Annotated in this window: 25 protein-coding genes and 2 tRNA genes; 11 read left to right on the forward strand and 16 right to left on the reverse strand. The window is 63.4% G+C overall.

Features of this window, described 5'->3' with window-relative positions; all coding sequences use genetic code 11:
• Window positions 1–95: 95 nt before the first annotated feature.
• A tRNA-Arg gene (locus tag NKI63_RS13225) sits at window positions 96–172 on the reverse strand.
• Window positions 173–222: 50 nt separating this feature from the next.
• Complete coding sequence (locus NKI63_RS13230) at window positions 223–528, reverse strand: ETC complex I subunit (RefSeq protein ID WP_352479279.1); 306 nt, start codon at window positions 526–528, stop codon at window positions 223–225.
• 160 nt (window positions 529–688) lie between these two features.
• Here NKI63_RS13230 and NKI63_RS13235 point away from each other — a divergent pair.
• A tRNA-Pro gene (locus NKI63_RS13235) sits at window positions 689–765 on the forward strand.
• A 124-nt stretch (window positions 766–889) separates the two neighbouring features.
• Here NKI63_RS13235 and NKI63_RS13240 read toward each other — a convergent pair.
• Window positions 890–1,717 (reverse strand): alpha/beta fold hydrolase, encoded by an 828-nt coding sequence (locus NKI63_RS13240; RefSeq protein WP_352479278.1) that lies wholly within the window; start codon window positions 1,715–1,717, stop codon window positions 890–892.
• A gap of 129 nt (window positions 1,718–1,846) precedes the next feature.
• On the opposite strand from NKI63_RS13240, the gene NKI63_RS13245 reads away from it, so the two are divergent.
• On the forward strand, window positions 1,847–2,848 hold the full coding sequence (locus NKI63_RS13245) for a GlxA family transcriptional regulator (RefSeq protein WP_352479277.1): 1,002 nt from the start codon (window positions 1,847–1,849) through the stop codon (window positions 2,846–2,848).
• Window positions 2,849–3,046: 198 nt separating this feature from the next.
• Here the strand turns inward: NKI63_RS13245 and hdaA are convergent, their stop codons facing one another.
• Genes hdaA through NKI63_RS13260 form a run of 3 tightly spaced genes read right to left on the reverse strand, consistent with a single transcriptional unit; the run spans window position 3,047 to window position 5,494 of the window.
• Complete coding sequence (gene hdaA, locus NKI63_RS13250) at window positions 3,047–3,748, reverse strand: DnaA regulatory inactivator HdaA (protein WP_352507944.1); 702 nt, start codon at window positions 3,746–3,748, stop codon at window positions 3,047–3,049.
• A gap of 5 nt (window positions 3,749–3,753) precedes the next feature.
• Window positions 3,754–4,965: an AI-2E family transporter gene (locus NKI63_RS13255; protein ID WP_352752867.1), complete on the reverse strand. Its 1,212-nt coding sequence runs from the start codon at window positions 4,963–4,965 to the stop codon at window positions 3,754–3,756.
• Window positions 4,937–5,494, reverse strand: coding sequence for a CDP-alcohol phosphatidyltransferase family protein (locus NKI63_RS13260; protein WP_023677645.1), 558 nt, complete (start codon window positions 5,492–5,494; stop codon window positions 4,937–4,939). Before NKI63_RS13260 ends, NKI63_RS13255 begins: the two co-directional genes overlap by 29 nt.
• Before the next feature lie 237 nt (window positions 5,495–5,731).
• Between NKI63_RS13260 and NKI63_RS13265 the strand changes: the two genes are divergently transcribed.
• The 5 genes from NKI63_RS13265 to NKI63_RS13285 all read left to right on the forward strand — a co-directional run bounded on the left by NKI63_RS13265 (window position 5,732) and on the right by NKI63_RS13285 (window position 9,278).
• Window positions 5,732–6,388 (forward strand): glutathione S-transferase family protein, encoded by a 657-nt coding sequence (locus NKI63_RS13265; RefSeq protein ID WP_254820264.1) that lies wholly within the window; start codon window positions 5,732–5,734, stop codon window positions 6,386–6,388.
• A 214-nt stretch (window positions 6,389–6,602) separates the two neighbouring features.
• A complete protein-coding gene (gene purM / locus NKI63_RS13270) occupies window positions 6,603–7,667 on the forward strand; it encodes a phosphoribosylformylglycinamidine cyclo-ligase (protein WP_352472623.1) in 1,065 nt (354 codons plus the stop codon).
• The gene (gene purN, locus NKI63_RS13275; RefSeq protein ID WP_254820266.1) at window positions 7,664–8,371 is read left to right on the forward strand and encodes a phosphoribosylglycinamide formyltransferase; all 708 of its coding nucleotides are present in this window, start codon (window positions 7,664–7,666) and stop codon (window positions 8,369–8,371) included. Before purM ends, purN begins: the two co-directional genes overlap by 4 nt.
• 49 nt (window positions 8,372–8,420) lie before the next feature.
• Window positions 8,421–8,753: a hypothetical protein gene (locus NKI63_RS13280; protein WP_352507891.1), complete on the forward strand. Its 333-nt coding sequence runs from the start codon at window positions 8,421–8,423 to the stop codon at window positions 8,751–8,753.
• A 9-nt stretch (window positions 8,754–8,762) separates the two neighbouring features.
• The gene (locus tag NKI63_RS13285; RefSeq protein ID WP_352507892.1) at window positions 8,763–9,278 is read left to right on the forward strand and encodes a SixA phosphatase family protein; all 516 of its coding nucleotides are present in this window, start codon (window positions 8,763–8,765) and stop codon (window positions 9,276–9,278) included.
• A gap of 108 nt (window positions 9,279–9,386) precedes the next feature.
• On the opposite strand, the gene NKI63_RS13290 is transcribed toward NKI63_RS13285, so the two are convergent.
• The 7 genes from NKI63_RS13290 to NKI63_RS13320 form a co-directional block, all read right to left on the reverse strand.
• Window positions 9,387–9,620: a DUF680 domain-containing protein gene (locus NKI63_RS13290; protein ID WP_352507893.1), complete on the reverse strand. Its 234-nt coding sequence runs from the start codon at window positions 9,618–9,620 to the stop codon at window positions 9,387–9,389.
• A 377-nt stretch (window positions 9,621–9,997) separates the two neighbouring features.
• Window positions 9,998–12,199, reverse strand: coding sequence for a cation:proton antiporter domain-containing protein (locus NKI63_RS13295; protein WP_502900472.1), 2,202 nt, complete (start codon window positions 12,197–12,199; stop codon window positions 9,998–10,000).
• A 171-nt stretch (window positions 12,200–12,370) separates the two neighbouring features.
• Window positions 12,371–13,069 (reverse strand): DUF2270 domain-containing protein, encoded by a 699-nt coding sequence (locus tag NKI63_RS13300; RefSeq protein ID WP_352507895.1) that lies wholly within the window; start codon window positions 13,067–13,069, stop codon window positions 12,371–12,373.
• 56 nt (window positions 13,070–13,125) lie between these two features.
• The gene (locus NKI63_RS13305; RefSeq protein WP_352507896.1) at window positions 13,126–15,234 is read right to left on the reverse strand and encodes a molybdopterin-containing oxidoreductase family protein; all 2,109 of its coding nucleotides are present in this window, start codon (window positions 15,232–15,234) and stop codon (window positions 13,126–13,128) included.
• Window positions 15,235–15,303: 69 nt separating this feature from the next.
• Entirely contained in the window at window positions 15,304–15,711 is a 408-nt protein-coding gene (locus tag NKI63_RS13310) for an SMI1/KNR4 family protein (RefSeq protein ID WP_352507897.1), read from the reverse strand.
• A gap of 136 nt (window positions 15,712–15,847) precedes the next feature.
• Window positions 15,848–17,725: an ABC-F family ATP-binding cassette domain-containing protein gene (locus NKI63_RS13315; protein ID WP_352689603.1), complete on the reverse strand. Its 1,878-nt coding sequence runs from the start codon at window positions 17,723–17,725 to the stop codon at window positions 15,848–15,850.
• Window positions 17,726–18,189: 464 nt separating this feature from the next.
• Complete coding sequence (locus NKI63_RS13320) at window positions 18,190–18,369, reverse strand: hypothetical protein (protein WP_023677659.1); 180 nt, start codon at window positions 18,367–18,369, stop codon at window positions 18,190–18,192.
• A gap of 132 nt (window positions 18,370–18,501) precedes the next feature.
• On the opposite strand from NKI63_RS13320, the gene NKI63_RS13325 reads away from it, so the two are divergent.
• The 3 genes from NKI63_RS13325 to NKI63_RS13335 all read left to right on the forward strand — a co-directional run bounded on the left by NKI63_RS13325 (window position 18,502) and on the right by NKI63_RS13335 (window position 21,318).
• Window positions 18,502–18,675: a hypothetical protein gene (locus NKI63_RS13325; RefSeq protein WP_352507899.1), complete on the forward strand. Its 174-nt coding sequence runs from the start codon at window positions 18,502–18,504 to the stop codon at window positions 18,673–18,675.
• Between the two features lie 94 nt (window positions 18,676–18,769).
• Window positions 18,770–20,851 (forward strand): ATP-dependent helicase, encoded by a 2,082-nt coding sequence (locus tag NKI63_RS13330; RefSeq protein ID WP_352507900.1) that lies wholly within the window; start codon window positions 18,770–18,772, stop codon window positions 20,849–20,851.
• Window positions 20,852–21,015: 164 nt separating this feature from the next.
• Window positions 21,016–21,318 carry a DUF982 domain-containing protein gene (locus tag NKI63_RS13335; RefSeq protein ID WP_352452964.1) on the forward strand — a complete coding sequence of 101 codons (303 nt, stop codon included), beginning with the start codon at window positions 21,016–21,018 and terminating at the stop codon, window positions 21,316–21,318.
• Window positions 21,319–21,330: 12 nt separating this feature from the next.
• Here NKI63_RS13335 and NKI63_RS13340 read toward each other — a convergent pair whose 3' ends face one another.
• From NKI63_RS13340 to NKI63_RS13350, 3 genes are all read right to left on the reverse strand, one after another.
• Window positions 21,331–22,119, reverse strand: a complete 789-nt coding sequence (locus tag NKI63_RS13340) for a GGDEF domain-containing protein (protein ID WP_352649748.1) — start codon at window positions 22,117–22,119, stop codon at window positions 21,331–21,333.
• 130 nt (window positions 22,120–22,249) lie between these two features.
• Window positions 22,250–22,549 carry a hypothetical protein gene (locus tag NKI63_RS13345; RefSeq protein WP_352752883.1) on the reverse strand — a complete coding sequence of 100 codons (300 nt, stop codon included), beginning with the start codon at window positions 22,547–22,549 and terminating at the stop codon, window positions 22,250–22,252.
• Window positions 22,550–22,563: 14 nt separating this feature from the next.
• Window positions 22,564–23,076: a DinB family protein gene (locus NKI63_RS13350; protein WP_352457652.1), complete on the reverse strand. Its 513-nt coding sequence runs from the start codon at window positions 23,074–23,076 to the stop codon at window positions 22,564–22,566.
• A 76-nt stretch (window positions 23,077–23,152) separates the two neighbouring features.
• Between NKI63_RS13350 and NKI63_RS13355 the strand changes: the two genes are divergently transcribed.
• Complete coding sequence (locus tag NKI63_RS13355) at window positions 23,153–23,863, forward strand: glutathione S-transferase family protein (RefSeq protein ID WP_352752885.1); 711 nt, start codon at window positions 23,153–23,155, stop codon at window positions 23,861–23,863.
• Window positions 23,864–23,967 lie beyond the last annotated feature (104 nt).

Here is a 23,967-nt window from a genome sequence, read left to right on the forward strand (position 1 = left end):
TGCAGACCATCGACAACCCGTTCGGCACGAGGTTGTCACCCATGTCTTAGGTACATTCTGTTACCCATGTCTCCGGGTCGTACCCCTGAAGATATTGGCGATCCCGACAGGATTCGAACCTGTGACCATCGGCTTAGAAGGCCGGTGCTCTATCCAGCTGAGCTACGGGACCGCTGGCCGGCCGCATGACCGGCGGATTGTGCCGGCAGGGCCGGTATGGGATCAATGCGTCCAGGGCGTCCTGCGGTCATAGCGGAAATTCTCCGCATAGGAAATCTGGCGGCGCTTGATTTCCTTCGGCTCCTCGACGCGGAAAGCCAGGCCTTCCTTCTCGGCATAGGCGACCGCCTCTTCTCTTGTGTCGAAGGTCAGCCTGATCTGGCTTCGCATGTCGCCGGACGTGGTGTAGCCCATCAGCGGATCGATCTTCTTGCGCTGCTCCGGATCGAATTCCAGCACCCAATGGCCGGTCTTGGCCTTGCCGGACTGCATCGCGGTTTTGGCTGGGCTGAAAATGCGGGCTGACATGACCACCTCATTGCTGGTTGCAAGCGCACGACCGCGACACCAGATTACTGTTCTCTGGCCATGCACTAGCCCGTCATTACTGCGCAATGCCGCCGGCAGCAAGGCCGATGGCTTTTTACGCTTGCTTTGGTGGGCTGAAATCACTAGGCAACAGACCGTTCGGAGTGTAGCGCAGCCTGGTAGCGCATCTGGTTTGGGACCAGAGGGTCGGGAGTTCGAATCTCTCCACTCCGACCATTCCTCAAAGCGACTCTCTTCGGCAGCGCAAGCGGATCACGCTCGAGCGTGTCTGCCGCCGCCGGTGAGCGTAAGCGACGGACGGACAGCGCGAGCCTGCGCTGCCCGTCCGATACCCAAGCCGTCAGCCCTGGATGAAGGCCAGCAGATCCGGATTGATGATCTCCGGATGGGTGGTGCACATGCCGTGCGGCAGGCCCTTGTAGACCTTGAGCGTGCCATGCTTCACCAGCTTGATCGCAAGCAGCGCGGAATCGGCGATCGGCACGATCTGGTCGTCGTCGCCGTGCATAATCAGCACGGGCACGTCGAGCTTCCTTAGATCGTCGGTGAAGTCGGTCTCGGAAAAGGCCTTGATGCAGTCGTAATGGGCCTTGGCCCCACCCATCATGCCCTGGCGCCACCAATTGTCGACGGCGCCTTGCGAGACCTTGGCGCCCTCGCGGTTGAAGCCATAAAACGGGCCGGCCGGCACATCCCTGTAGAACTGGGCGCGGTTAGCGGCCAGGGCGGCGCGAAAGCCGTCGAAGACTTCGATCGGCAAGCCGCCGGGGTTGCTGTCGGTCTTGACCATAATCGGCGGCACGGCGCCGATCAGCACCGCCTTGGCAACACGGCCGCCGCCGCCATAAAGCGCGACGTAACGCGCCACCTCGCCGCCACCGGTCGAGTGGCCGATGTGGATCGCATCCCTGAGATCGAGATGCGCCGCCAGCGCCGCCACATCGGCGGCGTAGGTGTCCATCTCATTGCCGGTCGCGGTCTGCGACGAGCGGCCGTGGCCGCGGCGGTCATGTGCGATGACGCGGTAGCCCTTTTCGAGGAAGAACAGCATCTGGTTGTCCCAGTCGTCTGAGCTCAGCGGCCAGCCGTGATGGAACACGATCGGCTGGCCCTTGCCCCAATCCTTGTAGAAAATCTCGGTGCCGTCATGGGTGGTGAATGTGCTCATCGTCCTACTCCTTGATGGAAAAGTTGGGGGTAACAGGGAAGCTTTTAGCCCCCTCAGCTGGAAAAATTATAACAGTGCGGTCAGGGTGAGCATTGGCAAAACGGACATTCAACGTGGCAAAACTGACAAATGACGGCTGCGCGTGATCTGATCGAAATCGGCCTCGTCTTGTATCCCGGCGTGCAGGAAGCAGCCGTGCTCGGCCTGACCGATCTTTTCATGCTGGCAAACCGGCTGGCTGTCGAGCGGTCGCCGGACGCGGCGAGGCTTCGCGTCAGTCATTGGCAATTGGAGGACGCGGGCCACACCGTAGTCCGCAGCTTCGACAGCGAGCCCGGCGCCGACAATGAACCAGCCATGGTTATCCTCCCGCCGACGTTGGGGGATCCGATCGCTCGGGAAGCAGCCGCGCCCTATGCCGGCTGGCTCAGGGATCGCCACACGGCAGGCGCGACGCTCGGTTCGGTCTGCGCCGGCGCCTTCGTGCTTGCCGAGACCGGCCTGTTGTCCGGTCGCGCCGCGACGACGCACTGGGCTTATCGCGACGCGCTGGCGCTACGCTTTCCCGATATCCTGCTCGACGCCGACAGGCTGGTCATCGACGATGGCGATATCATTACCGCCGGCGGCTACATGGCCTGGACCGATCTCGGCCTGAAGCTGGTGGACAGGGTGCTCGGGTCACCCGTAATGATGGACACGGCGCGTTTCATGCTGGTCGATCCACCGGGCCGCGAGCAACGTTTTTACAGCCCGTTTGCGCCGCGATTGACCCATGACGACGAAGCGATCCTCAAGGTGCAGCATTGGCTGCAGGCGAACGGCGCGCGCGACGTGACGCTTGGCGCCATGGCCGAGCATGCGGGGCTGGAGGAGCGGACCTTTCTGCGACGCTTCCGCAACGCCACTGGCCTCAGGCCGACCGAATATTGTCAGCACCTGCGGGTCGGCAAGGCGCGCGAGATGCTGGAAACCACGATGCGATCGATCGACCAGATCGCCTGGGAGGTCGGCTATGACGATCCCGGCTCCTTCCGCAAGGTATTCGCCAGGATAACCGGCCTGGTGCCCGGCGATTATCGCCGACGCTTTGGCGTGGAACGAGCCGCGATTGCCGGAGGTGAAAGTTGAGACCTGGCCGCCGCAATGGCGCTACTAGATGCATCTGACGGCAAGCTCGCCGGGCGAGAACCCCAACCACTCCATCCCGGCGAGCCTACTACCTGATTTGATACGCAATCAGGACCGGGATTAGCCGGCAAGCTGTCATGTGCAAGACAGATGCCAGCCTTTTTTCCCAAAATGGGACGGCGGCTGAACTGGAATCCTCTAAATCTCGAACTCGCCCTGCCCTTCGTCCATGGCGCTGACGGTCTCGGCGGCGAGCGCTCGCGTGATCGGCGTCTTGCGCTCGAGCGCGGTGCGGTCGAGCCGCTCGACCACCCGCATTGCGGTGGCCAGCGAGCGTTCGATGCGGCGCACCAGATATTGCACGACATGCGGCTCGACCTCGACCTGCCGATCGGCGAACAGCTTTGTGATGACGCCGGCCAGCAAGAGGTCGTCGGGCTCGTGGATCTCGACGGTAGCCGCCGCCTTCAGCCGCGATGCCAGGTCGGGCAGCCCGACGCCCCAGGCGGAGGGAAAGCGGCGCGCCGTCAACAGTAAGGTCGAGCCGGCGCCGCGCACCGCATTGATCAGGTGGAACAGACCGTGCTCGTCGACCGGGCCGGCATCGACATCGTCGATCAGGGCCGGATGCGCGCCAAGATTTTCGATGCGCTCGCCGATGCGGCCGGCCTCCACTTTGACCGCGTCGGCGCGGGTCTGCCAGATCGAGGCCAGATGGGTTTTTCCGGAGCCGGCCGGCCCGGCCAGCACGACAACCGGCGACGGCCAGTCCGGCCAGCGGTCGACAAGCGCCGCCGCCTGGCTGTTGGTGCTGGAAACGACGAGCTCGTCGCGCGAATAGCCGGTGCCGTGGCCTAGATCGAGCGGCAATTGGCGCGGCGGATCGATCTTGTCCGGCATCTGGCTCAACCGCGCGCGCCCCCGCGGCGGCGCACCTGCAGCGGCGGCACCGGCTCGTCGGCATGGCCCTTGTAGAGCGGCGATTCGAGATAGCGCGCGATGGCGAAGCGCATCAGAACGGCAACGGCGGCGGAAGCCGGAACGGCGATCAGCAGGCCGACGAAGCCGAACAGCGCGCCGAAGGCAAACAGCGCGAACATCAGCCACACCGGATGCAGGCCGACGCTTTTGCCGACCAGCCGCGGCTGCAGGATATTGCCCTCGATGAACTGGCCGACGAAGAACACGCCGGCCACCGCCGCGATCATGGTCCAGTCCGGCCAGAACTGGACGAAGGCGACGCCGACGGCCAGCACCAGGCCGGTCAGCGAGCCGACATAGGGGATGAACGAGATCAGCCCGGCAAACAGGCCGATGAGGATGCCGAAATTCAGGCCCGTCAACGTCAGGCCGGTGGCATACATGGCGCCCAGCACCAGGCACAGCGTGCCCTGTCCGCGCACGAAGCCGGCGGTTGCCGTGTTGATATCCCTGGCGATCGCCCTGACGGTCTTGACATAGTCGCGTGGCACCCAGCTGTCGACGATTGCCACCATGCGGTCCCAGTCGAGCAGCATGTAGAAGGCGACGACCGGCGTCACCACGAACAGGCTGACGACCGAGACCAGCGCCACGCCGGAGCTCCAGATCGAGGTGAAGACGGTGGTCAGGAGGCCGAAGCCGGAGGTCAGCAGCGAGTTCAAGCCTTCACGCAGGCCATTGGCGTCGACGCCGAATTTCTCTTCCAGCCATTTCGGGTCGAAGCTGGTGATCAGGCTCTGCAGCCGGGTCAGATAGTCCGGCAGCTTGCTAGCGAAATCAGCCATCTGCGAGGCGAGCACCGGAACCAGGATGACGACGGCCAGCACCAGGACGACGATAAAGGCGACGAGGATGACCACCGTCGCCATCAGCCTGGACAGGCCGAGACGCTCCAGCCGGTCGGCGACAGGGTCGAGGAAATAGGCGAGCACCATGCCGGCAACGAAGGGCAGAAGGATGCCGCTGAAGACGTAAAGGAAGACGGCGAGGATGATGGCGCTGACCAGCCAGAAGCGGATCTGCCGGCGAAACGACGCCGATGCCGCAGCCTCCGCTGCCGCGGCTTCGGCCTCGGCGTCGATGGACCGTTCGTCAGGTGCCCGATGTTCAGGTGCCGGGTGTGGAGCCTTCGCCATAGCCGCTCATATGCCTCAGCCAAGCCACGAGATAGGCCGCGGCCGAAGCCACGGTCAAGACCCCGGACAGCAATATGAGGGCCGGCCTCAGCGGATCGAGACGGATGTCGAAGGCCAGTTCGCCCAGCACCACTGCCGCCAGTACGATCTGAATCGCGGTGTTGGCCTTCGACACCAGGAGCGGCTTCATCTCAACCGGATGCGCCATGACGGTGGATAAAAGCACGGCGCAGACGATCAGTGCGTCGCGCGATACCATGGTAACGACCAGCCACAGCGGCAGTTCGCCGCTGAAGCCCAGGACCACGAAAACCGAGACCAGCAGCAGCTTGTCCGCCATCGGATCGAGATAGGCGCCGAGCCTGGAAAACTGATTGAAATGGCGGGCGATGAAGCCGTCGACGCCGTCGGAAATGCCGGCAATGAGGAAGCCGGCAAACGCCCAGTCCCAGCGTTCCTGCAGCATGGCCAGCACCACTGCCGGCACCAGCACGAAGCGCATGATCGTGATCATGTTAGGGATGGTCAAACGCATATCCCGTCGCTCTTGTTTGTCGATACATGATGGAGAAGGAGGGTTACGGCAAGTGAGAAGCGACACAGAAGCTGCCAATCACCCCTCGAGGGCGCCAGCAATGAAATAGGTCAAGACAAATGAAATAGGTCAAGACAGATGTCGATTTCGGGGAGGCTCATTCGTCTCACGATGGGAAGCCGAAGAATTCGCCCAGACCTTCCTGGACCGCGAGCAAGGAAAACGGACGCGATGACAATCACTATCACAGCTTTTGAACGATCGCCCGATGGCGGCAAGGGACTGGCGCGCGATACGCGCGTTCGCTGGGCGCTCGAAGAAGTGGGGCAGCCGTATGAGGTTCGTCTTGTTTCCTTTGCAGAAATGAAGGCGCCTGGCCATCTGGCCATCCATCCCTTCGGCCAGATCCCCACCTATGAGGAAGGTTCTCTCTCGCTGTTCGAAACCGGCTCGATCGTCTTTCACCTTGCTGAGCAGCATACGGGATTGCTGCCGAAGGATCGCAATGCCCGCGCGCGTGCGATCACGTGGATGTTTGCCGCACTTAATACCGTCGAGCCGCCGATCCTCGAATTAACGACGGCAAGAATATTCGAACGTGACAAGCCTTGGAGCGAGGAGCGCTTGCCGTTGGTAAAGGACCGTGTTCGGGCTCGGCTGGACAAACTCTCGGCCCACTTAGGCGTCGCCGACTGGCTCGATGATACGTTCAGCGCGGGCGATTTATTGATGGTGTCAGTGCTGCTGCGACTAAGAATGTCCGGCATTTTGGACGAATATCAAAACTTGGCTGCCTATGTAGCGCGCGGGGAAGCACGGCCGGCCTATATCCGGGCTTTCACCGCGCAATTTGCGATCAACGCCCCATCAACCAGCATTACCTCATAAAGCTGAGCCGACAGCAGGGCTTTCTCATTGATCTGGAACCAGGTTGGGGTTTGACCTGGATGCGCAATGGTGCCGATCGGCAGGTCGGCGGGACAGCGCCCCTCTGGCCTGCCGGCCATCTCCCCCTCAAGTGGGGAGATTGGCAGTTTCAGCGCCGTTATCCTTGCGGACCGAAACCGTTCATGCGAAGAGCCCGAGAAAGCAGGGAAAGAGTATGAGCAAGCGCAAGAACGGGCTCACCTATGCCGAAGCGGGCGTCGACATCGACGCCGGCAATCTCATGGTCGAGAAGATCAAGCCGCTGGTGCGCGCCACCCGCCGGCCGGGCGCCGATGGCGAGATCGGCGGTTTCGGCGGCCTGTTCGATCTCAAGGCAGCCGGCTTTACCGATCCGGTGCTGGTCGCCGCCAATGACGGCGTCGGCACCAAGCTGAAGATTGCCATCGATGCCGGCAAGCATGACACGATCGGTATCGACCTCGTCGCCATGTGCGTCAACGACATCGTCGTGCAGGGCGCCGAACCGCTGTTCTTCCTCGACTATTTTGCCACCGGCAAGCTCGATCCCGACCAGGGCGCTTCGATCGTCGGCGGCATTGCCGCCGGCTGCCGGCAGGCCGGTTGCGCGCTGATCGGTGGCGAGACGGCGGAAATGCCCGGCATGTATCACGACAAGGACTACGACCTTGCCGGCTTTGCAGTCGGTGCCGCCGAACGCGGCCAGTTGCTGCCGACCGACGACATCGTCGAGGGCGACGTGCTGCTCGGCCTTGCCTCGTCGGGCCTGCATTCGAACGGCTTCTCGCTGGTCCGCCGCATCGTCGCCGTAAGCGGCCTTGGCTGGGGCGATCCGGCGCCGTTCAATGACGAGGCGACGCTGGCCGAGGCGCTGCTCGAGCCGACGCGCATCTACGTCAAGTCGATCCTCAAGGCGATCCGCAACACGCATGGCATCAAGGCGCTGGCCCATATCACCGGTGGCGGCTTTCCCGAAAACATCCCGCGCGTTCTGCCCAAGGATTTTTCGGCCGAGCTCGATCTCGGCGCCATCGAGGTGCCGCCGGTGTTTTCGTGGCTGGCCAAGACCGGTGGCGTCGCGCCGGAAGAGATGATGCGCACCTTCAATTGCGGCATCGGCATGATCCTGGTCGTCGCCTCGGGCCAGGCGGCGCAGGTCGCCGCCGTTCTGCAGGAGGCCGGCGAGACGGTGACGCCGATCGGCCAGATCGTGCCGCGCCGCGATGCCGGCGTCATCTATCGGGGCTCGATCGGCCTATGACCAGAAAACGCACCGTAGTGCTCATTTCGGGGCGCGGCTCCAACATGACGGCGCTGATCGCGGCGGCGAGCAACCCGGCCTATCCGGCCGAAATCGTCGGCGTCATCTCCGATCGCGCCAATGCCGCCGGCCTCGGCATCGCCGCGGCGCGCGGCATCGCCACCAGGGTGATTTCGCGCTCGGACCATGCCAGCAAGGAAGCGCATGACGGGGCGATCGACGCGGCCCTTGTCTCTTTTGGCGCCGAGATCGTCGCGCTGGCCGGCTATATGCGCATTCTCGGCGCGCGTTTCGTCGAGAAGTGGCAGGGCCGCATGGTCAACATCCACCCTGCCCTGCTGCCTGCCTTCAAGGGGCTGGATACACATGCGCGGGCGCTCCGCGCAGGCATGCGCATCCATGGCTGCACAGTGCATTTCGTCACGCTCGACATGGATGATGGGCCGATCATCGCCCAGGCCGCGGTGCCGGTGATGGTCGGCGACAATGAGGATACGCTGGCCGCGCGCGTGCTCAAGGCTGAGCACCAACTCTATCCACTGGCGCTGGGGCTGGTCGCCGAAGGCAAGGCGCGGATGGAAGGCGGCCGCACGGTGTTTTCGCGCTTCGCCGACGATGCCGACAACGCCACGTCGGTGGTGATCGCGCCCGACCCGCTGCGCGAAGAGACCGATCTCGAGCACCTGGCGCGGATCACCCCGTAAGGGTCCGTCGAAAAAGCCAATAAATCGTCGGGTCGGCAGAAATAGACCAATGGACGTTTTCGACAGCGCGATCCGGACAAAGCGTGATCTGGCCGGCGTCTTCGAGTACGACGAGGCGGACCATCCGAAAACTGCCACGGCATATTTTTATCTCTGTCGGATCGAGGACGGGCGAGTAGGTCCTGTCGTTGGTGCAATTCACGTTCGATCGGGCGATTGGGCCATTACTGAAGCAGACATTTCGGTCAGATGGGATAAAGATGAACGGTGCGTAGGCCTGTTTATCTTTGGTGCGCTTTGGGCGAGTTTTGATGCCGTCACGGGTGCAAGACATGGCGGCGGATATGGGAAAGACTTTCAGCCGGACATCCCTTGGATTTGAATTGAATCCATGAAGCAACTGCTGCTGCTGCGTCACGCCAAGTCGAGTTGGGACGATCCCGACCTCATCGACTTCGACCGGCCGCTGTCCGCGCGCGGGCTGAAGGCAGCGCCGCTGGTCGGACGCGAACTGGCCCGGCGCGGCTGGCTGCCGGAACTGGCGCTGGTATCGCCGGCGCTGCGCACCCGCGACACGTGGCGGCTGCTCTCGGCGGAATTGCCGGCGAAGGTGCAGGTCAAATTTGCCCAGGCGCTCTACGAGGCAGCGGCGGCGGACATCCTCGCCAAGGTGCGGCAAGTAAAGGCGGGAACCGGAACGCTGCTGCTGCTCGGCCACAATCCCGGGTTGGAGGAGTTCGCGCGCGGTCTTGCCGGGGCTGGATCGGATGAAGCGGCGCTGAAAAAACTGGCGGATAAATTCCCGACCGCGGCCCTGGCTCGGTTTGACGTCGATGGCGATTGGGACGGTCTCACCTTCGGCGGCGCCCGGCTGACGCACTGCATCTGGCCGAAGGATCTTCGCTAGGGATTGCCTGGCAGGCCGGGGATCGCCGACCTTCGGCCAAACCCGCTTCGCACCAAACAAGAGCGGCGGGCCAAGCCCGCCGCTCTTTGTGCTCCGGGGCCGTGATAATCAGCGGCCCCAGATGCCTTGGCCGGATTCAGGCGCCACCGACTCGGAAGTCGTCTTGGCACCAGCATGCTCGGAAGTAACCGGCTTGCGGATCGAGCCGGTAAACGTGTTGTCGACGTTGGCAGCAGGAGCGGCCGGCTGGTTGACGTTGTCCGAGCCATAGTGGTCGCTGCCGGCAAAAGCAGTGCCGGTGGCAACAAGGATGGCGGCGGCGGTAAGAGCGATCTTGGTCATTTCGGGTACTCCGGTAGTCTTTGTTCTGTCCGTCAAGTGGCGTGCCTTGGGAGGAATTCGCGTCGCTCGGACCACCCCGAGATGGGTCGGCAAGCCTGTCGTTTCCAATCACGAAAATTTTGTTCGGGTGCGCCAAATTGGCCGCTTGAAATTCGACATGCGGCTCCTTCCGCCACACTGTTCTTCTTTATTGTCAATTGGTTACGCGGTCATTGGTGATTTTCTTGGCGAACATTCTGGGAGCCGGCGTTCACCCTTTCCTGTACGCTCCGTCAACAGAACCGAACCGTTCGGTTCTAGTTCTTTACGTTTGACTGATCAGCGCTTCAGAGCCTCAATCGACATGTCTACCGACGGGTCAGTGCGCGCCATGAAAATCACGCCGCCAGCTCAGCGCCAGCGGCGTCATGCTTGGGCCGCGCGCTGGCCAGAAGCACGACGGGGCAATTGCAGGCGGCCAAAACAGCGCCGGCGGTTTCGCCGAAGAACAGGTCCCCACCCGGACGTTGGGTGACGCCCATCACGACGATCGCCGCGCCGTTGGCCGCCTCCCGGGTGATGGCCTTGTCGGGTGTGACGCGGGTATGGAACGCTGTGTCGATATGCAGGCCGTAGCGGCCCGCCAAATCGGCGATGTCTTTCAGCACGGCCTCTTCGCGGCTATGCGACACCGATGTCGACCTGCGGCCCTTGGCTGCCTTTTGCGAAACGTAGAGAACTTTGATCCGTGCCCGGTTTGGACGGGCCAGCGCCAGCGCCAAGTCGGCGGCGCGACGCGCCACCTGGGTACCGTTGACGGGGACGAGAATGCTGGTTCCGGCCTTCAGCGTCGGCATCTTTTCGCCAGCATTGCCGCCGTTCAGGACCAGGCAAAGCGGGCCGTCAAATCCTGCGGCAATGTCGTTGAGGGCCGGCGCGAAGGCGCCATCGGCGGTCAGCACATTGTCAAGGCCGACCAGCAACAGGCCGTATCCCTTGCGGGCCTCTTCGGCGATCGTCTCACCCGTGGCCTCCAATTCGGTGCGGGCCGTCAGATGGACTTTGTCGACAAGCGTATCTTCGATCCGTTTCACCGCCTGAGCGCTTTTTTTTGCACCCTTCTTGATTTCCTGCAGGGCGCGCTCCTGTCCCTTGCTGTCGGTCGGCCTGTCAACTCGGCCGTCTTTCGGCTGAAGCAAGGTGGTGGGCATGCCGCTGCCTCCACCGACCAGCCCGGCGAGATAGGCAGTGAACTTGCCGATCCTGCTGTCATCGACCAACACCAGCAGCCGCTCCAGCCTGGAAATGAAGCCGTATTCGTCCAACGCCTCGCGCTCGACACGCTGCTGCTCGTCATGCCCAACCGGCAGCCGGCCGAGCGCCCAGCGCAGCATCGGCGGCATGGCCAAGGTGGTGATCACGGCCATGGTGACGATCATGGTGAAGAGGTTGTGCGACAGGATGTTCATCGACAAGCCGATGCTGGCGACGATCACCTCGGTCGAGCCGCGCGCGTTCATTGCACTGCCGACGGCGAGTGCTTCCTTGAACGACATGGCGGCGAGCTTGGCGCCGATGAATGCGCCGCCAAACTTGCCGATGCTGGCGATGACCACAAGTGCGCCCGTCAGCATGGCAAGCGTCGGGTCGGCGAGCACTGTGAGATCGGCGGAAAGCCCCGCCATGCCGAAGAAGATTGGCATGAACAGCGCGGTGATGACGCCGCGCAGCTGGCCTTCGATATGGCTGGAGAGGATAGGCGATTCCCCGACAAGGATGCCGGCGACGAACGCCCCCAGCACCGTATGGACGCCTATCATGTTGGTGATCAGCGCCATGACGCCCATGATGATAAGGATCATGGTGATCACCGCAAACTCGCTGCGGAATTGATCGTTGGTCCAGCGGATCAAGGTGAAGACAAGACGGCGGCCAATGGTGAAGGAGAACACCATGAACAGTGCCACGGCGGCGATGGTGGTCACCAGCGGTACGAGCTGCAGCCTGCCATTGGTGGCGATGCCGAAGGTTACGGCGATGACCAGCCAGCCGATCGTGTCCTCGATGATCGCCGAGGAAATAATCACCTGTCCGAGGTTGCGACGCATGAAGTTCATCTCGCGCACCACCATGGCGACGATCTTGACTGACGAGATCGACAGCGCGGTGCCCAGGAACAGCCCGGCAACGGTGCGTTGCGTCGGGTTGGGCAGCAATGCGTCCGGCAGGAACTGCGCCAGCGCGAAACCGCAGATGAAGGGCACCACGACGCCGGTAGCCGAAATGGAAAAACAGGCCGCGCCAACCCGGCGTACCAGCCGCAGGTCCGTCTCCATGCCGGTCAGCAAAAGCAGCATCAGGATGCCGAGCTGCGAGACGGCGTCGATCATGCCCTTTTGCGCGGGATCGGTGGGAAAGATCAGGTGCTGGGCCGACGGCCATAGCCAGCCGAACAGCGAAGGACCGAGCAGGATGCCGCCGATCAGTTGGCCCATGATTGCCGGCTGGCCATAGCGCTGCAACACTTCGCCCAGGCCGCGCCCGACAAGCAGCAGAAGCACGATCTCGGCGACGAAAGCGCCTTCGCCCGAACCACCCATGCCGGAGGCCTTGGTCCCGGCAACAAGCGTCTGCGCTGCCCCGGCCGCGCCTGCGGGGACGAAAGCGCAAACCAGCAGCGCCAGGCTGGAACGTGTCGGAGCCTGCCAACCCATGAAACCCCCATCGCCCAAATGCACGTGTCCAACAACGCGCGACAGGGCGTTGCGTTGCTAGACGTGAACGTCACCGAACGAGAGTTCGCCGTCGTCGCTCTCCGTCAGAAAGGCTGTCACCAGCAGGCCCGCATAGAGGAGGGCGACCAGCACGACGATGGCGCCACCAGGAACTGGACCCAGCGCAGCACTGGCGACGGCCTCACGCATCGACCCGACGAAGCCGATGCGGACGCCTTCGGTCAGAAGACTGGGGGTCGACAGTTTGAGGATCCAGGCCAGCAGCAGAATCAGCAGCATGTAGATGTAATTGCGACGCAGGCGGCGCGCCAAAGCCACGCGTTGCGAAATCAAGAATTTCGGGGCGCGCAGGCTCTCGCCGACGATCAACAGCCAATCGGACGCGAAGTCCGGCTGCGGCGAGAATATCTGCGCGAAATAGTGCCGTTCGAACTGGCGCACGCGAGCCCGATAGAAGTCGAAGAAGCGATATCGGCGGGCCTCTATCCACAGCAGCAGCAGGACAAGCAGCATGGCAAACAGCAGCACGCCATGGTGAGCGCTGGCTGTCGAAAGCGAAACGGAGAGCATCGCCGCGACAACGGTTATCGCCCAGTTGCTCGTCCGGTCCAGGCGGTCGCGCCACCCAGCCATGCGCGCAATCTCGGCGCGATGAAAGTGGGACATCGTGGTTACGAGTTCGCCGGACGACAGTGTCCTTCCGATGGGATCCGGCGCCGGCAACACTTCCGCCATGACAATGCCTCCACCCGCCACGCGAAAACGGCCGGATGGAGATATCGTTCCGACGCTCAACCCGCCGGGCGCAGCCAGACCTTGTTGTCGTGGAAGGCGGCGCCGCCATAGGGCGCCGGCGCATCGGCGCCGGTGAGCACGTTGATGCCCTCGCCGCGCTCATGGGCGCTGTTCGGCCAGATGCCTTCGGCGACGACCACGCCACGCTTGATGCCGTCGAACAGTTTTGCGTGCAGCACCACTTCGCCACGCTGGTTGCCGACTTCGACACGGCCGCCGTCGGCGACGCCGAGTGCCGCCGCATCATCGGGATGCAGGAGCAACTCCGGCCGGCGCTCTTTCGCCTGCGACACCGGCGTTTCGGCAAAGGTCGAATTGAGGAAATTGCGCGCCGGCGAGGTCGTCAGCCGGAACGGATGCGCCTCGTCGGCGACCTCGATCAGGTCGACATGATCGGGAAATTCCGGCAACTGCTCCACAGGCCCGAACAGGCCCATGCTTTTCGGCGGCCGGTTGGGCGCCGCCTGCCCCGTCCAGTCGGCGCGAAAATGGAATTTCTTGTCGGCATGGCCGAAGCCGTCCAGGAAATGCGCGGCCGCGAAATCCGGCTGCAGGTCGAGCCATTTTTCGTCCTTGAGGCTCGAAAAGCTGCCCAGCCCGCGCTTGCCCAGGATGATATCGATATGCTGCTGCTCGGTCATGCCGAAGCCTGGGCGATCGGCGACACCGAGCCTTTTGCCAAGCTCCTCGATGACGAAATGGTTGGTGCGCGGGCCTTCCGGCGGGTCGATCAGCTTCGGCCCGAGCGTGATGTGCTGGTTGCCGCCACCCTTGTAGACGTCGTCATGCTCGAGAAACATCGTCGCCGGCAGCACGACATCGGCGAGCTTTGCCGTGTCGGTCATGAACTGCTCGTGCACGCAGGAAAACAGATCGTCGCGCAGAAAACCCTGCTTCACCAGCCGCTGCTCGGGCGCGACATTCACCGGATTGGTGTTCTGGATCAGCAGCGCCGTCACCGGCGGACCGCCATAGAGCGCATCCTCAGCCCCGGTCAGCACCGGGCCGATCCGCGAATGATCGAGATGACGGATCGCGGGGTCGCGCATCCGTGTGCCTTCGAGCAGTTCCTGGTTGAGCTTGAAGATGCCCGAATTGGAATGGAAGGCGCCGCCGCCCTCATATTGCCAGCAGCCGGTAACCGCGGCGATCGAGGCTGCGGCATGCATGTTGACCGAACCGTTGCGCTGCCGCGAAAAACCGTAGCCGAGGCGGAAATAGGTCTTCTTCGTCGTGCCGACGAGACGGGCGAAGGCCTCGATTTCGTCGACGGAAAGCCCGGTGATGTCAGCGGCCCATTGCGGCGTCCGCGTCTTGAGATGCGCTTCCAGACCGTGCGGATCGTCGGTGTATTTTTCCAGATAGGCGCGGTCGGCCATGCCGTCACGGAACAGCACGTGCATCACCGCGCAGGCCAGCGCGCCGTCGGTGCCGGGCTTCAGCACCAGGCCGAGATCGGCCTGCTTCATCGTTGCATTTTCGTAGACGTCGATGACGACGATCTTGGCGCCGCGTTCCTTGCGCGCCTTGATGGCGTGGGTCATGACGTTGACCTGCGTGACCACGGCGTTGGTGCCCCAGATCACCACGCAGTCGGACTTTGCCATTTCGCGCGGGTCGGAGCCGCGCAGCGCGCCGGCGCCCATCATCCAGCCGGTCCAGGCCAGATTGGTGCAGATCGAACCGAAGAAGCCGGAGTATTTTTTGGCGTGCCTGAGCCGCTCTATGCCGTCGCGCTGCACCAGCCCCATCGTGCCGGCATAGTAATAGGGCCAGACCGTCTCCGAGCCGTATTTTGCCTCCGCCGCGATGAATTTTTCAGCGACCAGATCGAGCGCCGCCTCCCAGCTCGCTTCCTTCCAGGCGCCGTCGCCCTTGGCGCCGGCCCGCACCAGCGGCTTCAGCAGGCGGTCGGGATGATGGACGCGATCGGCGTAACGGGCGACCTTGGCGCAGATGACGCCGGCCGTATAGCTGTTGGCCTTGGCGCCATGGACGCGGCCGATGCGCCTGGCGTCGAGCAGTTCGACCTCGAGCGCGCAGGTCGAAGGGCAATCATGCGGACAGGCCGAATGGCCGATTTTGAGCTTGGCGTGCTGATTCATGGGAGCAAACTAGCCGGTTGTTATGGCGACGTGTAGGGCCAGATGGGCGGGCCTACATCCCCCTCTGGGCTATTCGTCGGAAAGGCCGATCAAGTCCAAGAATGCATCAAAGTCCGGCGCAATGGGCCAAACGCTTTCGACAAGATCAATATTTGTCATGTCAAACGCAACGAGCGGATAAAGCCCCACTGTGCGTAGATCGAACGCAATCGCCTCGCCGCCCCCGTTGCTGCCGATAACGAAAAAACCCGGAAAGAACTCCTTGAATGTCCCCTGTTGCTCTATTTCGATCACCTCTTCCGCAGCGTGCAAGGCAAGCCATAGCGGCTGGACTGGCAGGGGGCCCTCACCACCGTTGCTGAAAGAGAGAAGGGCAGCATAGCTTTCAGGCAGGACCAAAGGGCCCACTCCCCTGAGTTTCTCGATCGCTTCGTCTGACGCTCCATCTTTTTTGCGCCACTCCCGACCTTCAAGCATCTCATTCACCTCCTACCGCGAACCATTTGGGTATCCGGGAACGTACCCGGCCACATGACCGCGACACGCTTGAGCAACGCGTCGTAGGCGCGGCATTTCGGGCATCTCCCCCGCGAGGGGGGAGATTGCGCTCTTCCTACTCCGCCGTGCCTTCCTCGTACTCCGCCGACATCGACAGCCATTTTTCCTCATGGCCGGCCAGCTGTTGCGCGAGCTGGGAGCGCTCCTTGGCCAGCCTTGTCGCGCTCGAGGGGTCCTTTTCGTAGACGGCCGGGTTGGCGAGTTCGTCCTCGATCAGGTCGATGCGCTTGCGGATGCGGTCGATCAGCGCTTCGGTGGCGCGGATTTCCTTGGCCAGCGGCTCGAAGGCGGCGCGGCGCGCGGCTGCATCGCGGCGGCGGTCGGCCTTCGACGCTTTGTCCGCCTCGCGCTTGCCGCGGCGGTCCCCGGAGACGCCGGTGACCAGCGTCTTGTAATCCTCGAGATCGCCGTCATATGGATTGACCGCGCCGTCCTTGACCAGCCACAGCCGGTCGGCGGTCGCTTCGAGCAGATGGCGGTCATGCGAGATCAGTATGACGGCGCCGGGAAAATCGTTCAGCGCATGGATCAGTGATTCACGGCTGTCGATGTCGAGATGGTTGGTGGGCTCGTCGAGGATGAAAAGGTTCGGCCCCTCGAAGGCCGACAGGCCCATCAGGAGCCGCGCCTTTTCGCCGCCGGACAGATCCTTGGCGGCGGTGTTCATCTTTTCGGTGGTCAGGCCGAACTGGGCGACGCGGCCGCGCACCTTGGATTCCGGCGCATCCGGCATCAGCCGGCGGACATGCTCATAGGCGTTTTCGTCGGGCCTGAGATCGTCGAGCTGGTGCTGGGCGAAGATTGCCACCTTAAGCCCGGGCGCCACCGTCATGCTGCCGGTCTCCGGCTTCAGCCGGCCGGCCAAAAGCTTGGCGAAGGTCGACTTGCCGTTGCCGTTGGCGCCGAGCAGCGCGATGCGATCGTCGGCATCGATGCGCAGCGTCATCTTCTTCAGGATCGGCTCGCCCTCGGTGTAGCCGACGTTGACGTTGTTGAGCGCAATGATCGGCGAGGCCACCGTCTTCACCGGCTCCGGAAAGGAGAATGGCCGCACCGTGTCGTTCACGATCGCGGCGATTGGCTTCATCTTCTCCAGCGCCTTGATGCGCGACTGCGCCTGCCTCGCCTTCGATGCCTTGGCGCGGAAGCGCTCGACGAAGGATTCCATGTGCTTGCGCGCGGCTTCCTGCTTGACGCGGCCCTTCTCCTGCAATTCGCGCTGCTCGGTGTATTGGCGCTCGAACTGGTCGTAGCCGCCGCGCCAGAAGGTCAGCTTCTTCTGGTCGAGATGGACGATCGAGTTGACGGCGCGGTTGAGCAGGTCGCGATCGTGCGAAATCAGCAGCACGGTGTGCGGGTATTTCGACACGTAGTTTTCCAGCCATAGCGTGCCTTCGAGATCGAGATAATTGGTCGGCTCGTCGAGCAGCAGCAGATCGGGCTCGGCAAACAACACGGCGGCCAGCGCGACGCGCATGCGCCAGCCGCCGGAGAAGGACGAGGCCGGGCGCCGTTGTGCGGCGTCGTCGAAGCCGAGGCCGGCGAGAATGGTGGCCGCGCGTGACTCGGCCGAGTGCGCATCGATATCGGCCAGCCGCATGTGGATGTCGGCGATGCGGTGCGGGTCGGTCGCCGTCTTTTCCTCTTCGAGCAGGGCACTCCGTTCGAGGTCGGCCTTGAGCACGATCTCGATCAGCGGCTCCTCGGTGCCCGGCGCTTCCTGCGCGACCTGGCCGATGCGCGTGTTCTTGGGCAGGCTGACCGAGCCGGTCTCGGAGGCGAGGTCGCCGGTGATCGCCTTGAACAGGGTCGTCTTGCCGGTGCCGTTGCGGCCGACAAGGCCAGCCTTGCTGCCGGCCGGCAAGGTCAGTGAGGCATGGTCGAGAAGCAGGCGTCCGGCCATGCGGAGCGAAAGGTCGTTGATGATCAGCATGGCCGGGCTTTTGCACGGGACAACCATGCTTCGCAAGGCCTTGAGCCCCGGTTCCCCGCAAAGGTGCGAAAACCGGCAAGCAGGTGACGTCGACCCCGCGCACCACAACGTCCCGCAAAACGCAAAAAGAACCCGCTATCCTGAGGGGGGACAAGGAGAGCGGGCTCTTTCGTGAACGGCGGCCTTGGGAGCGTCCGATCGACATCCAAACACGCAGCAGCTTGGTTTGTTCCATGGGAAGAACGAACTATGTGATGAACAAACGCTGCTGTGGCCCGCAGGTTTGTCCACAGGGGCGTGCCGTCTGTACGCTATCGACCATGACGCTGCGGAAAGACTCGGCTATCCTTGGATGTGCGGCGGGCCTGATCTCCGCCTGGCCGGCGCCATCAGCTTCCTCCCAAGCGGCGCCGGCCACCTTCCTTGACCGGCGCCGCTTGCCCGATCGACGCCATCTGAGGCGGTCATTGTTTCGGCGGCGTGCCGGGCTGATCGCCGCCGGTCGTCGATTTCGGCACCGGATTCTTGTCGACCTGCGGGTTCTGATCGACCGTGTCGCCAGGGGCCTTGGTCGGCTGGATATTGTTGTCGCAACCCGCAACAGTCAGAGCTGCCATAAGCAGCAGGATTGAGCGCTTTTTCATCGCAGTCTCCTCTCGCCCGACAACGAGGCGTCGGCGATTTGGTTGCGCGGCCGGTGTCGTTCCCGCATTCGCCAAGGGGCCTGGGAACAAAATGCCGCGTCTCCGGTTGCTGCACAATCAATGGAGGAAGGCATGATCCGTCTGCTCATCGCCGGGGCAATCGTCTATGTCGCCTATCGCGTCGCCAGGAAAGTGATCGATGAGGTGCCCGACGATTTCGATCCGCTGCTGCTGCCGCCGCCGCAGGACGATCGCGAGGCGCTGCGGCGGCAATCGGCAAGGATGGGCGTCGAGCCCGAGCGTTAGTCGACAGGCCTGCCCGCAAGGCTTCTTCGCTCACGGGCCCTATTCCGGCTCCGCAAACCGTTGCGAACAAAGCAGAAACGATGCTTGATGGGCGATGAACCTCGCCGCCCGTGATTCGTCCTTCCAGCCGGCCTATCTGGCGAAGCTCAACGCCGAGCAGCGGCTTGCCGTCGAACATGGCGACGGCAAGATCGCCGGACCGTTGCTGGTGATTGCCGGCGCCGGCTCCGGCAAGACCAACACGCTGGCGCACCGGGTCGCGCATCTGATCGTCAGGGGTGCCGACCCGCGCCGCATTCTTTTGATGACATTTTCGCGCCGTGCCGCGGCGGAAATGGCCAAGCGGGTCGAGCGCATCGCCGGCGAGGTGCTGGGGCGCGATGCCTCGGTGATCACCGATGCGCTGAGCTGGGCTGGCACGTTCCACGGCATCGGCGCCAGGCTGCTGCGCGATTATGCGCTGGAGATCGGTCTCGATCCGGCCTTCACCATCCACGATCGCGAGGATTCCGCCGACCTGATGAACCTCGTCCGCCACGAGCTTGGGTTTTCGAAGACCGAAGCCCGCTTCCCGACCAAGGGCACCTGCCTGGCGATCTATTCGCGCGCCGTCAACGCACAGGCGCCGCTCGGCGAGGTGCTGGGTTCGGTGTTCCCGTGGTGCGCCGGCTGGGCCGAACAGCTGAAGCAATTGTTCGCCCGATATGTCGAGGCCAAGCAGGCGCAGAACGTGCTCGATTACGATGACCTGCTGCTCTACTGGGCGCAGATGGCCGGCGAGCCGGAAATCGCCGCGCATCTGGGTGCACGTTTCGACCATGTGCTGGTCGATGAATACCAGGACACCAACCGGCTGCAGGCCTCGATCCTGACGGCCCTCAAGCCCGACGGATCGGGGCTGACGGTGGTCGGCGACGACGCGCAGTCGATCTATTCGTTCCGCGCCGCGGAAGTGCGCAATATCCTGGATTTTCCGAAGCAGTTCGCGCAGCCGGCCGAGGTCGTCATGCTGGAGCGCAACTACCGCTCGACCGAGACGATCCTGGCGGCGGCCAATGCGGTGATCGGCGAAGCGTCGGAGCGTTTCACCAAAAATCTCTGGACCGAGCGCAAATCTGCGGAAAAGCCGAAGCTGGTGAGTGTGCGCGACGAGACCGAGCAGGCGAGCTATGTCTGCCAGGCGATACTCACCGAACGCGAGGCCGGCACCGTTCTCAAAGCACAGGCGGTGCTGTTTCGCGCCTCGCACCATAGCGGCCCGCTGGAGATCGAGCTGATGCGCCGCAACATCCCCTTCGTCAAGTTCGGCGGGCTGAAATTCCTCGATGCCGCCCACGTCAAGGATATGCTGGCCGTGCTGCGCTTTGCCGAAAACCCGCGCGACCGCGTCGCCGGCTTTCGCGTGCTGCAACTTCTGCCGGGCATCGGCCCTTCGGCCGCCAATGCGATCGTCGAGACCATGGCAAATTCGCTCGACGAGACGATGGGGCTTGCCCGCTATCGGCCGCCGCAGCGTGCCGCCGACGACTGGCCGGGCTTTGTCGCGCTCTATAGCGGCCTGCGTGCCGGCGCGCAAAAATGGCCGGCCGACATCGAACAGGTCAGGCTCTGGTACGAGCCGCATCTGGAACGTATCCACGAGGATGCAACGATGCGCCGGGCCGATCTCCTGCAGCTCGAGCAGATCGCTTCCGGCTATGCGTCGCGCGAGCGCTTCCTCACCGAGCTGACACTCGATCCGCCGGACGCGACCAGCGACGAGGCCGGCCCGCCGCACCGCGACGAGGATTATCTGATCCTGTCGACGATCCATTCGGCCAAGGGCCAGGAGTGGAAGAACGTCTTCGTGCTCAACACCGTCGACGGCTGCATCCCGATCGATCTCGGCGTCGGCAGCAAGGAGGACGTCGACGAGGAGCGGCGGCTGCTCTACGTGGCGATGACGCGGGCCAAGGACAGCCTGCACCTGGTCATGCCGCATCGCTTTTTCGTCCACGGCCAGACGGCGCGCGGCGACCGCCATGTCTATGCCTCGCGCACGCGCTTCATCCCGCGCTCTATCCTCGGCGCCTTCGAGCAGGTGGCTTGGGCCAGCGTCCAGGCCAGAGACGATCCGCGCCGCCAGCCGCAGGTGCGTGTCGACCTCGGCGCCCGCATGCGCGGCATGTGGAAATAGGCACCCGCCTCGACGCCGGCGCTGCTCGCCCGGCGACCGCTCCCGGAGCCGGCGAAAAAACAATACCGGCAACATGGAACCTCGCGCCGTGATCCGCGTTTCTGCCCGACCCCCAGACCGGAGAACGGCGTCCGCCGTGACCTCCGCCCATTCGAGAGGCCAGAATGCACGACAGGACGTTTTCCACCCCGGTCGCCCTAACCGTTGGCGCCGGCTACAAGCGTACGATCGCATCGTTCTCCGAGATGCACGAATTCCTCACCGAGTTCCCGCCTTCGCGCCGCCGGCTGAGCTATGGCGCCGCGGTGAAGGCCTGCGAGGCGGCACGTGCCGGCGAGATCTCGGCCGAAGCGGCACGCGACGCTCTGATCACCTTCGCCGTGACGGCAGGCATCCTCTGGCCGGCCGCCCAGCCGGCGGTCTCGGTCAAGCCGGTCGCCCGGGGCCTCGGCGGCTACGCCGCCTGACCGAAACGACCATCAATGGACCGTCATCGGGCCGCTGCCCGGCGGGTCGCCCGCTGCTGCGGGTTCGAAACTGACCTGATCGCGGCCGTTCGATTTGGCCTTGTAAAGGTGCTTGTCCGCCACCACGAACATCTCGGCGTAGGTGGTCGGCCCGCTGAAGGCGACGCCGCCGATGCTGACCGAGAGAGGACAGGGCCGGCCGTCAGGCGAGAACTCCGCCTCACGGACGCGTCGGCGAATTGTCTCCGCCACCAGCCAGGACTGCGAAGGATCTGCGCCGGGAAGGAAAACCGCAAATTCCTCGCCGCCGATCCGGCCGACGATATCGGCGCCGCGTAGCTGGCCCTGGATTGTCTTGGCGATCAGCTTGAGCGCCTGGTCTCCGCAGTCGTGGCCGAGGCGGTCGTTGACGGATTTGAAATGGTCGGCATCGACGATCAGCAAGGCGCCGGCATTAACGACAGAATGGCTGCGGGCCTGTTCGAGATAGGCCTCGACGAGCATGGAAAACGCACCCCGGTTGAACACCGCCGTCAGGCTGTCGGTCGCCGCGACGACGGCCAGTGCCTTCTGCGCGATCGCCAACTGGCGCATTTTCCACATCAGGAAAAAGAAGAAGGAGCTGGCCAGGATAAGCGGCAGCAGCAGGTCGGTCAGCTGCGCCCGCCACAGCGCTTCCGGCGACAAATATGGGAAATTGAAGGAGTCGACGAGGAATGCGGCTGCAATGCAGACCGCCGTACCCGCGACGGTAACCGCCACGACCCTGCCCCAGCTCGTCGGGGACAAATCGATCTGCATGCTTTTGCTCCTGCTTCAGCCGGCTACCTTGAAGCAACAGCACAAACGAAGTCCTAAGACTTTGCTTTCAATTCGATCGCAGTCGAAGCGAACCAGCCGTCGAGATGGCGGCCAGATAAGAAGATCGGTCCTAAATCAGCTGCCTTCTGATGCTCATCCGCGTCACCGCGGTCACAAGAATGGCGCCGATCATGAAATAGATGGTCGCGACAATGTCGCCCTGGTGGAAATAATAACCGGAGTTGAGAAGCGCCAGGACCACGGCGAAGAACGCCACAAGGCGCAAGGGTTCATTGGGCATGCGTGCCAATTCTCGCTGTTGCTGCTGAATGCTGCTGGAGCGGCCGCCCTCACGACCGTCCGCTCCATAAAATGTTTTGGCGCGTTTTGCAATCTCGGCAGATTGTCCTCTATCCACCGTCCGCTTCACCAGCCGCCCCAGGTTCAGGCGAAAGCCCTGCCCTCCTCGCTACGCTGGAACATCGTCAGGTCCAGTCCGAGGCTTGGCTTGCCCAGAATGGTCAGGATCGCATGCGCCTGGCCGCGGTGGTGGGTCTGGTGGTTGAAGAAGTGGTCGAGCGCCGGCGCCAGCCGCTGCGAGACGGTGCGCATATCCGAGACGGTCATGTAGGAGAAGCGGCCCGACAGCGCCTTGTCGCTCAGGCCGTCGACCCAGTCGATGATCCGTTTGTCCTCGGCCTCGCGCGCCAGCCGCAAGCCTGGCAAGGCGCGGTGCAGGATCGTGTCGAGCCTTGCCGGCGCGTCGCCCTCGCCGGTGAAGCGTTTCATCCAGATACGGTCGGCTGCCAGGAGGTGGTTGAGCGTTCCCATCATCGAACCGAAGAAGACGCCGATATTGCGGTCGAACTCTTCCTCGTCGAGATCGGCGGCGGCATCGTAGATGCGGCCGTTGGCCCATTGATTGTAGGCCGCAAACATCCTGAAATGCTGTTTCATTTTCTCTCGACCTGCGAGACCCTGTTTCGCGCGGGTCTGTTTCGGCCATAGTTAGACTGCAAGGACGCTGCCGCCAATGACCATTCTGCTCTACGACCTTGTTGGACGCGACGCCGCTCGCCCGTTCAGCCCACATTGCTGGAAGGCGGCGATGGCGCTGGCCCACAAGGGACTCGACATCGCCAGCGTGCCGACCTGTTTCCTCGAAGTGCCGAAGGTGGAAGGCGGCGTTTCGAAGCTCGTTCCGGTGATCCGCGACGGCGAGACGGTGGTCGCCGATTCCTTCGCCATCGCGCTCTATCTCGAGGAGACCTATCCCGAGCGGCCGACATTGTTTTCCGGCGACGGCGGTAAGGCGACGGCGCGCTTCATCGAACGCTGGTCGCAGCTGACCATCCATCCCTACGTCACCACCGCGGCGCTACTGGACCTGCATGCCATGCAGGACGAAGCGAACGCCGCCTATTTCCGGCAGAACCGCGAGCAGCGCTTCGGCAGGTGCCTGGAGGCGGTTTGCGCCACCCGCGACGCCGGGCTCGCCGGCTTCCGCGCCTCGCTGGAGCCGCTCCGCTCGATGCTCGGCTATCAGCCCTTCATTGGCGGCCCGTCGCCGCTATTTGCCGATTACATCGTTTTCGGCGCGCTGCAATGGGCGCGAATCGCCACGCCCTACCGGCTGCTCGACGACGGCGACGTCGTGGCGCAATGGTTCGAACGATGCCTCGATCTGCATGGCGGCCTCGGCCGCAACGTCGTGGCGGCAGCGATCTCCCGCCTCGAGAGTTGAAATCGGCAGTTTTCATCGGCGGCGGCACATTTTGTTCTTGCTTTGTGCCGGCAGCTATGCTACTAATTTCGGTATGGTGCTGATTCGTACCGACGACCCGCCCG

The organism is Mesorhizobium sp. M0410 (assembly GCF_040321435.1).
GTDB lineage: Bacteria > Pseudomonadota > Alphaproteobacteria > Rhizobiales > Rhizobiaceae > Mesorhizobium.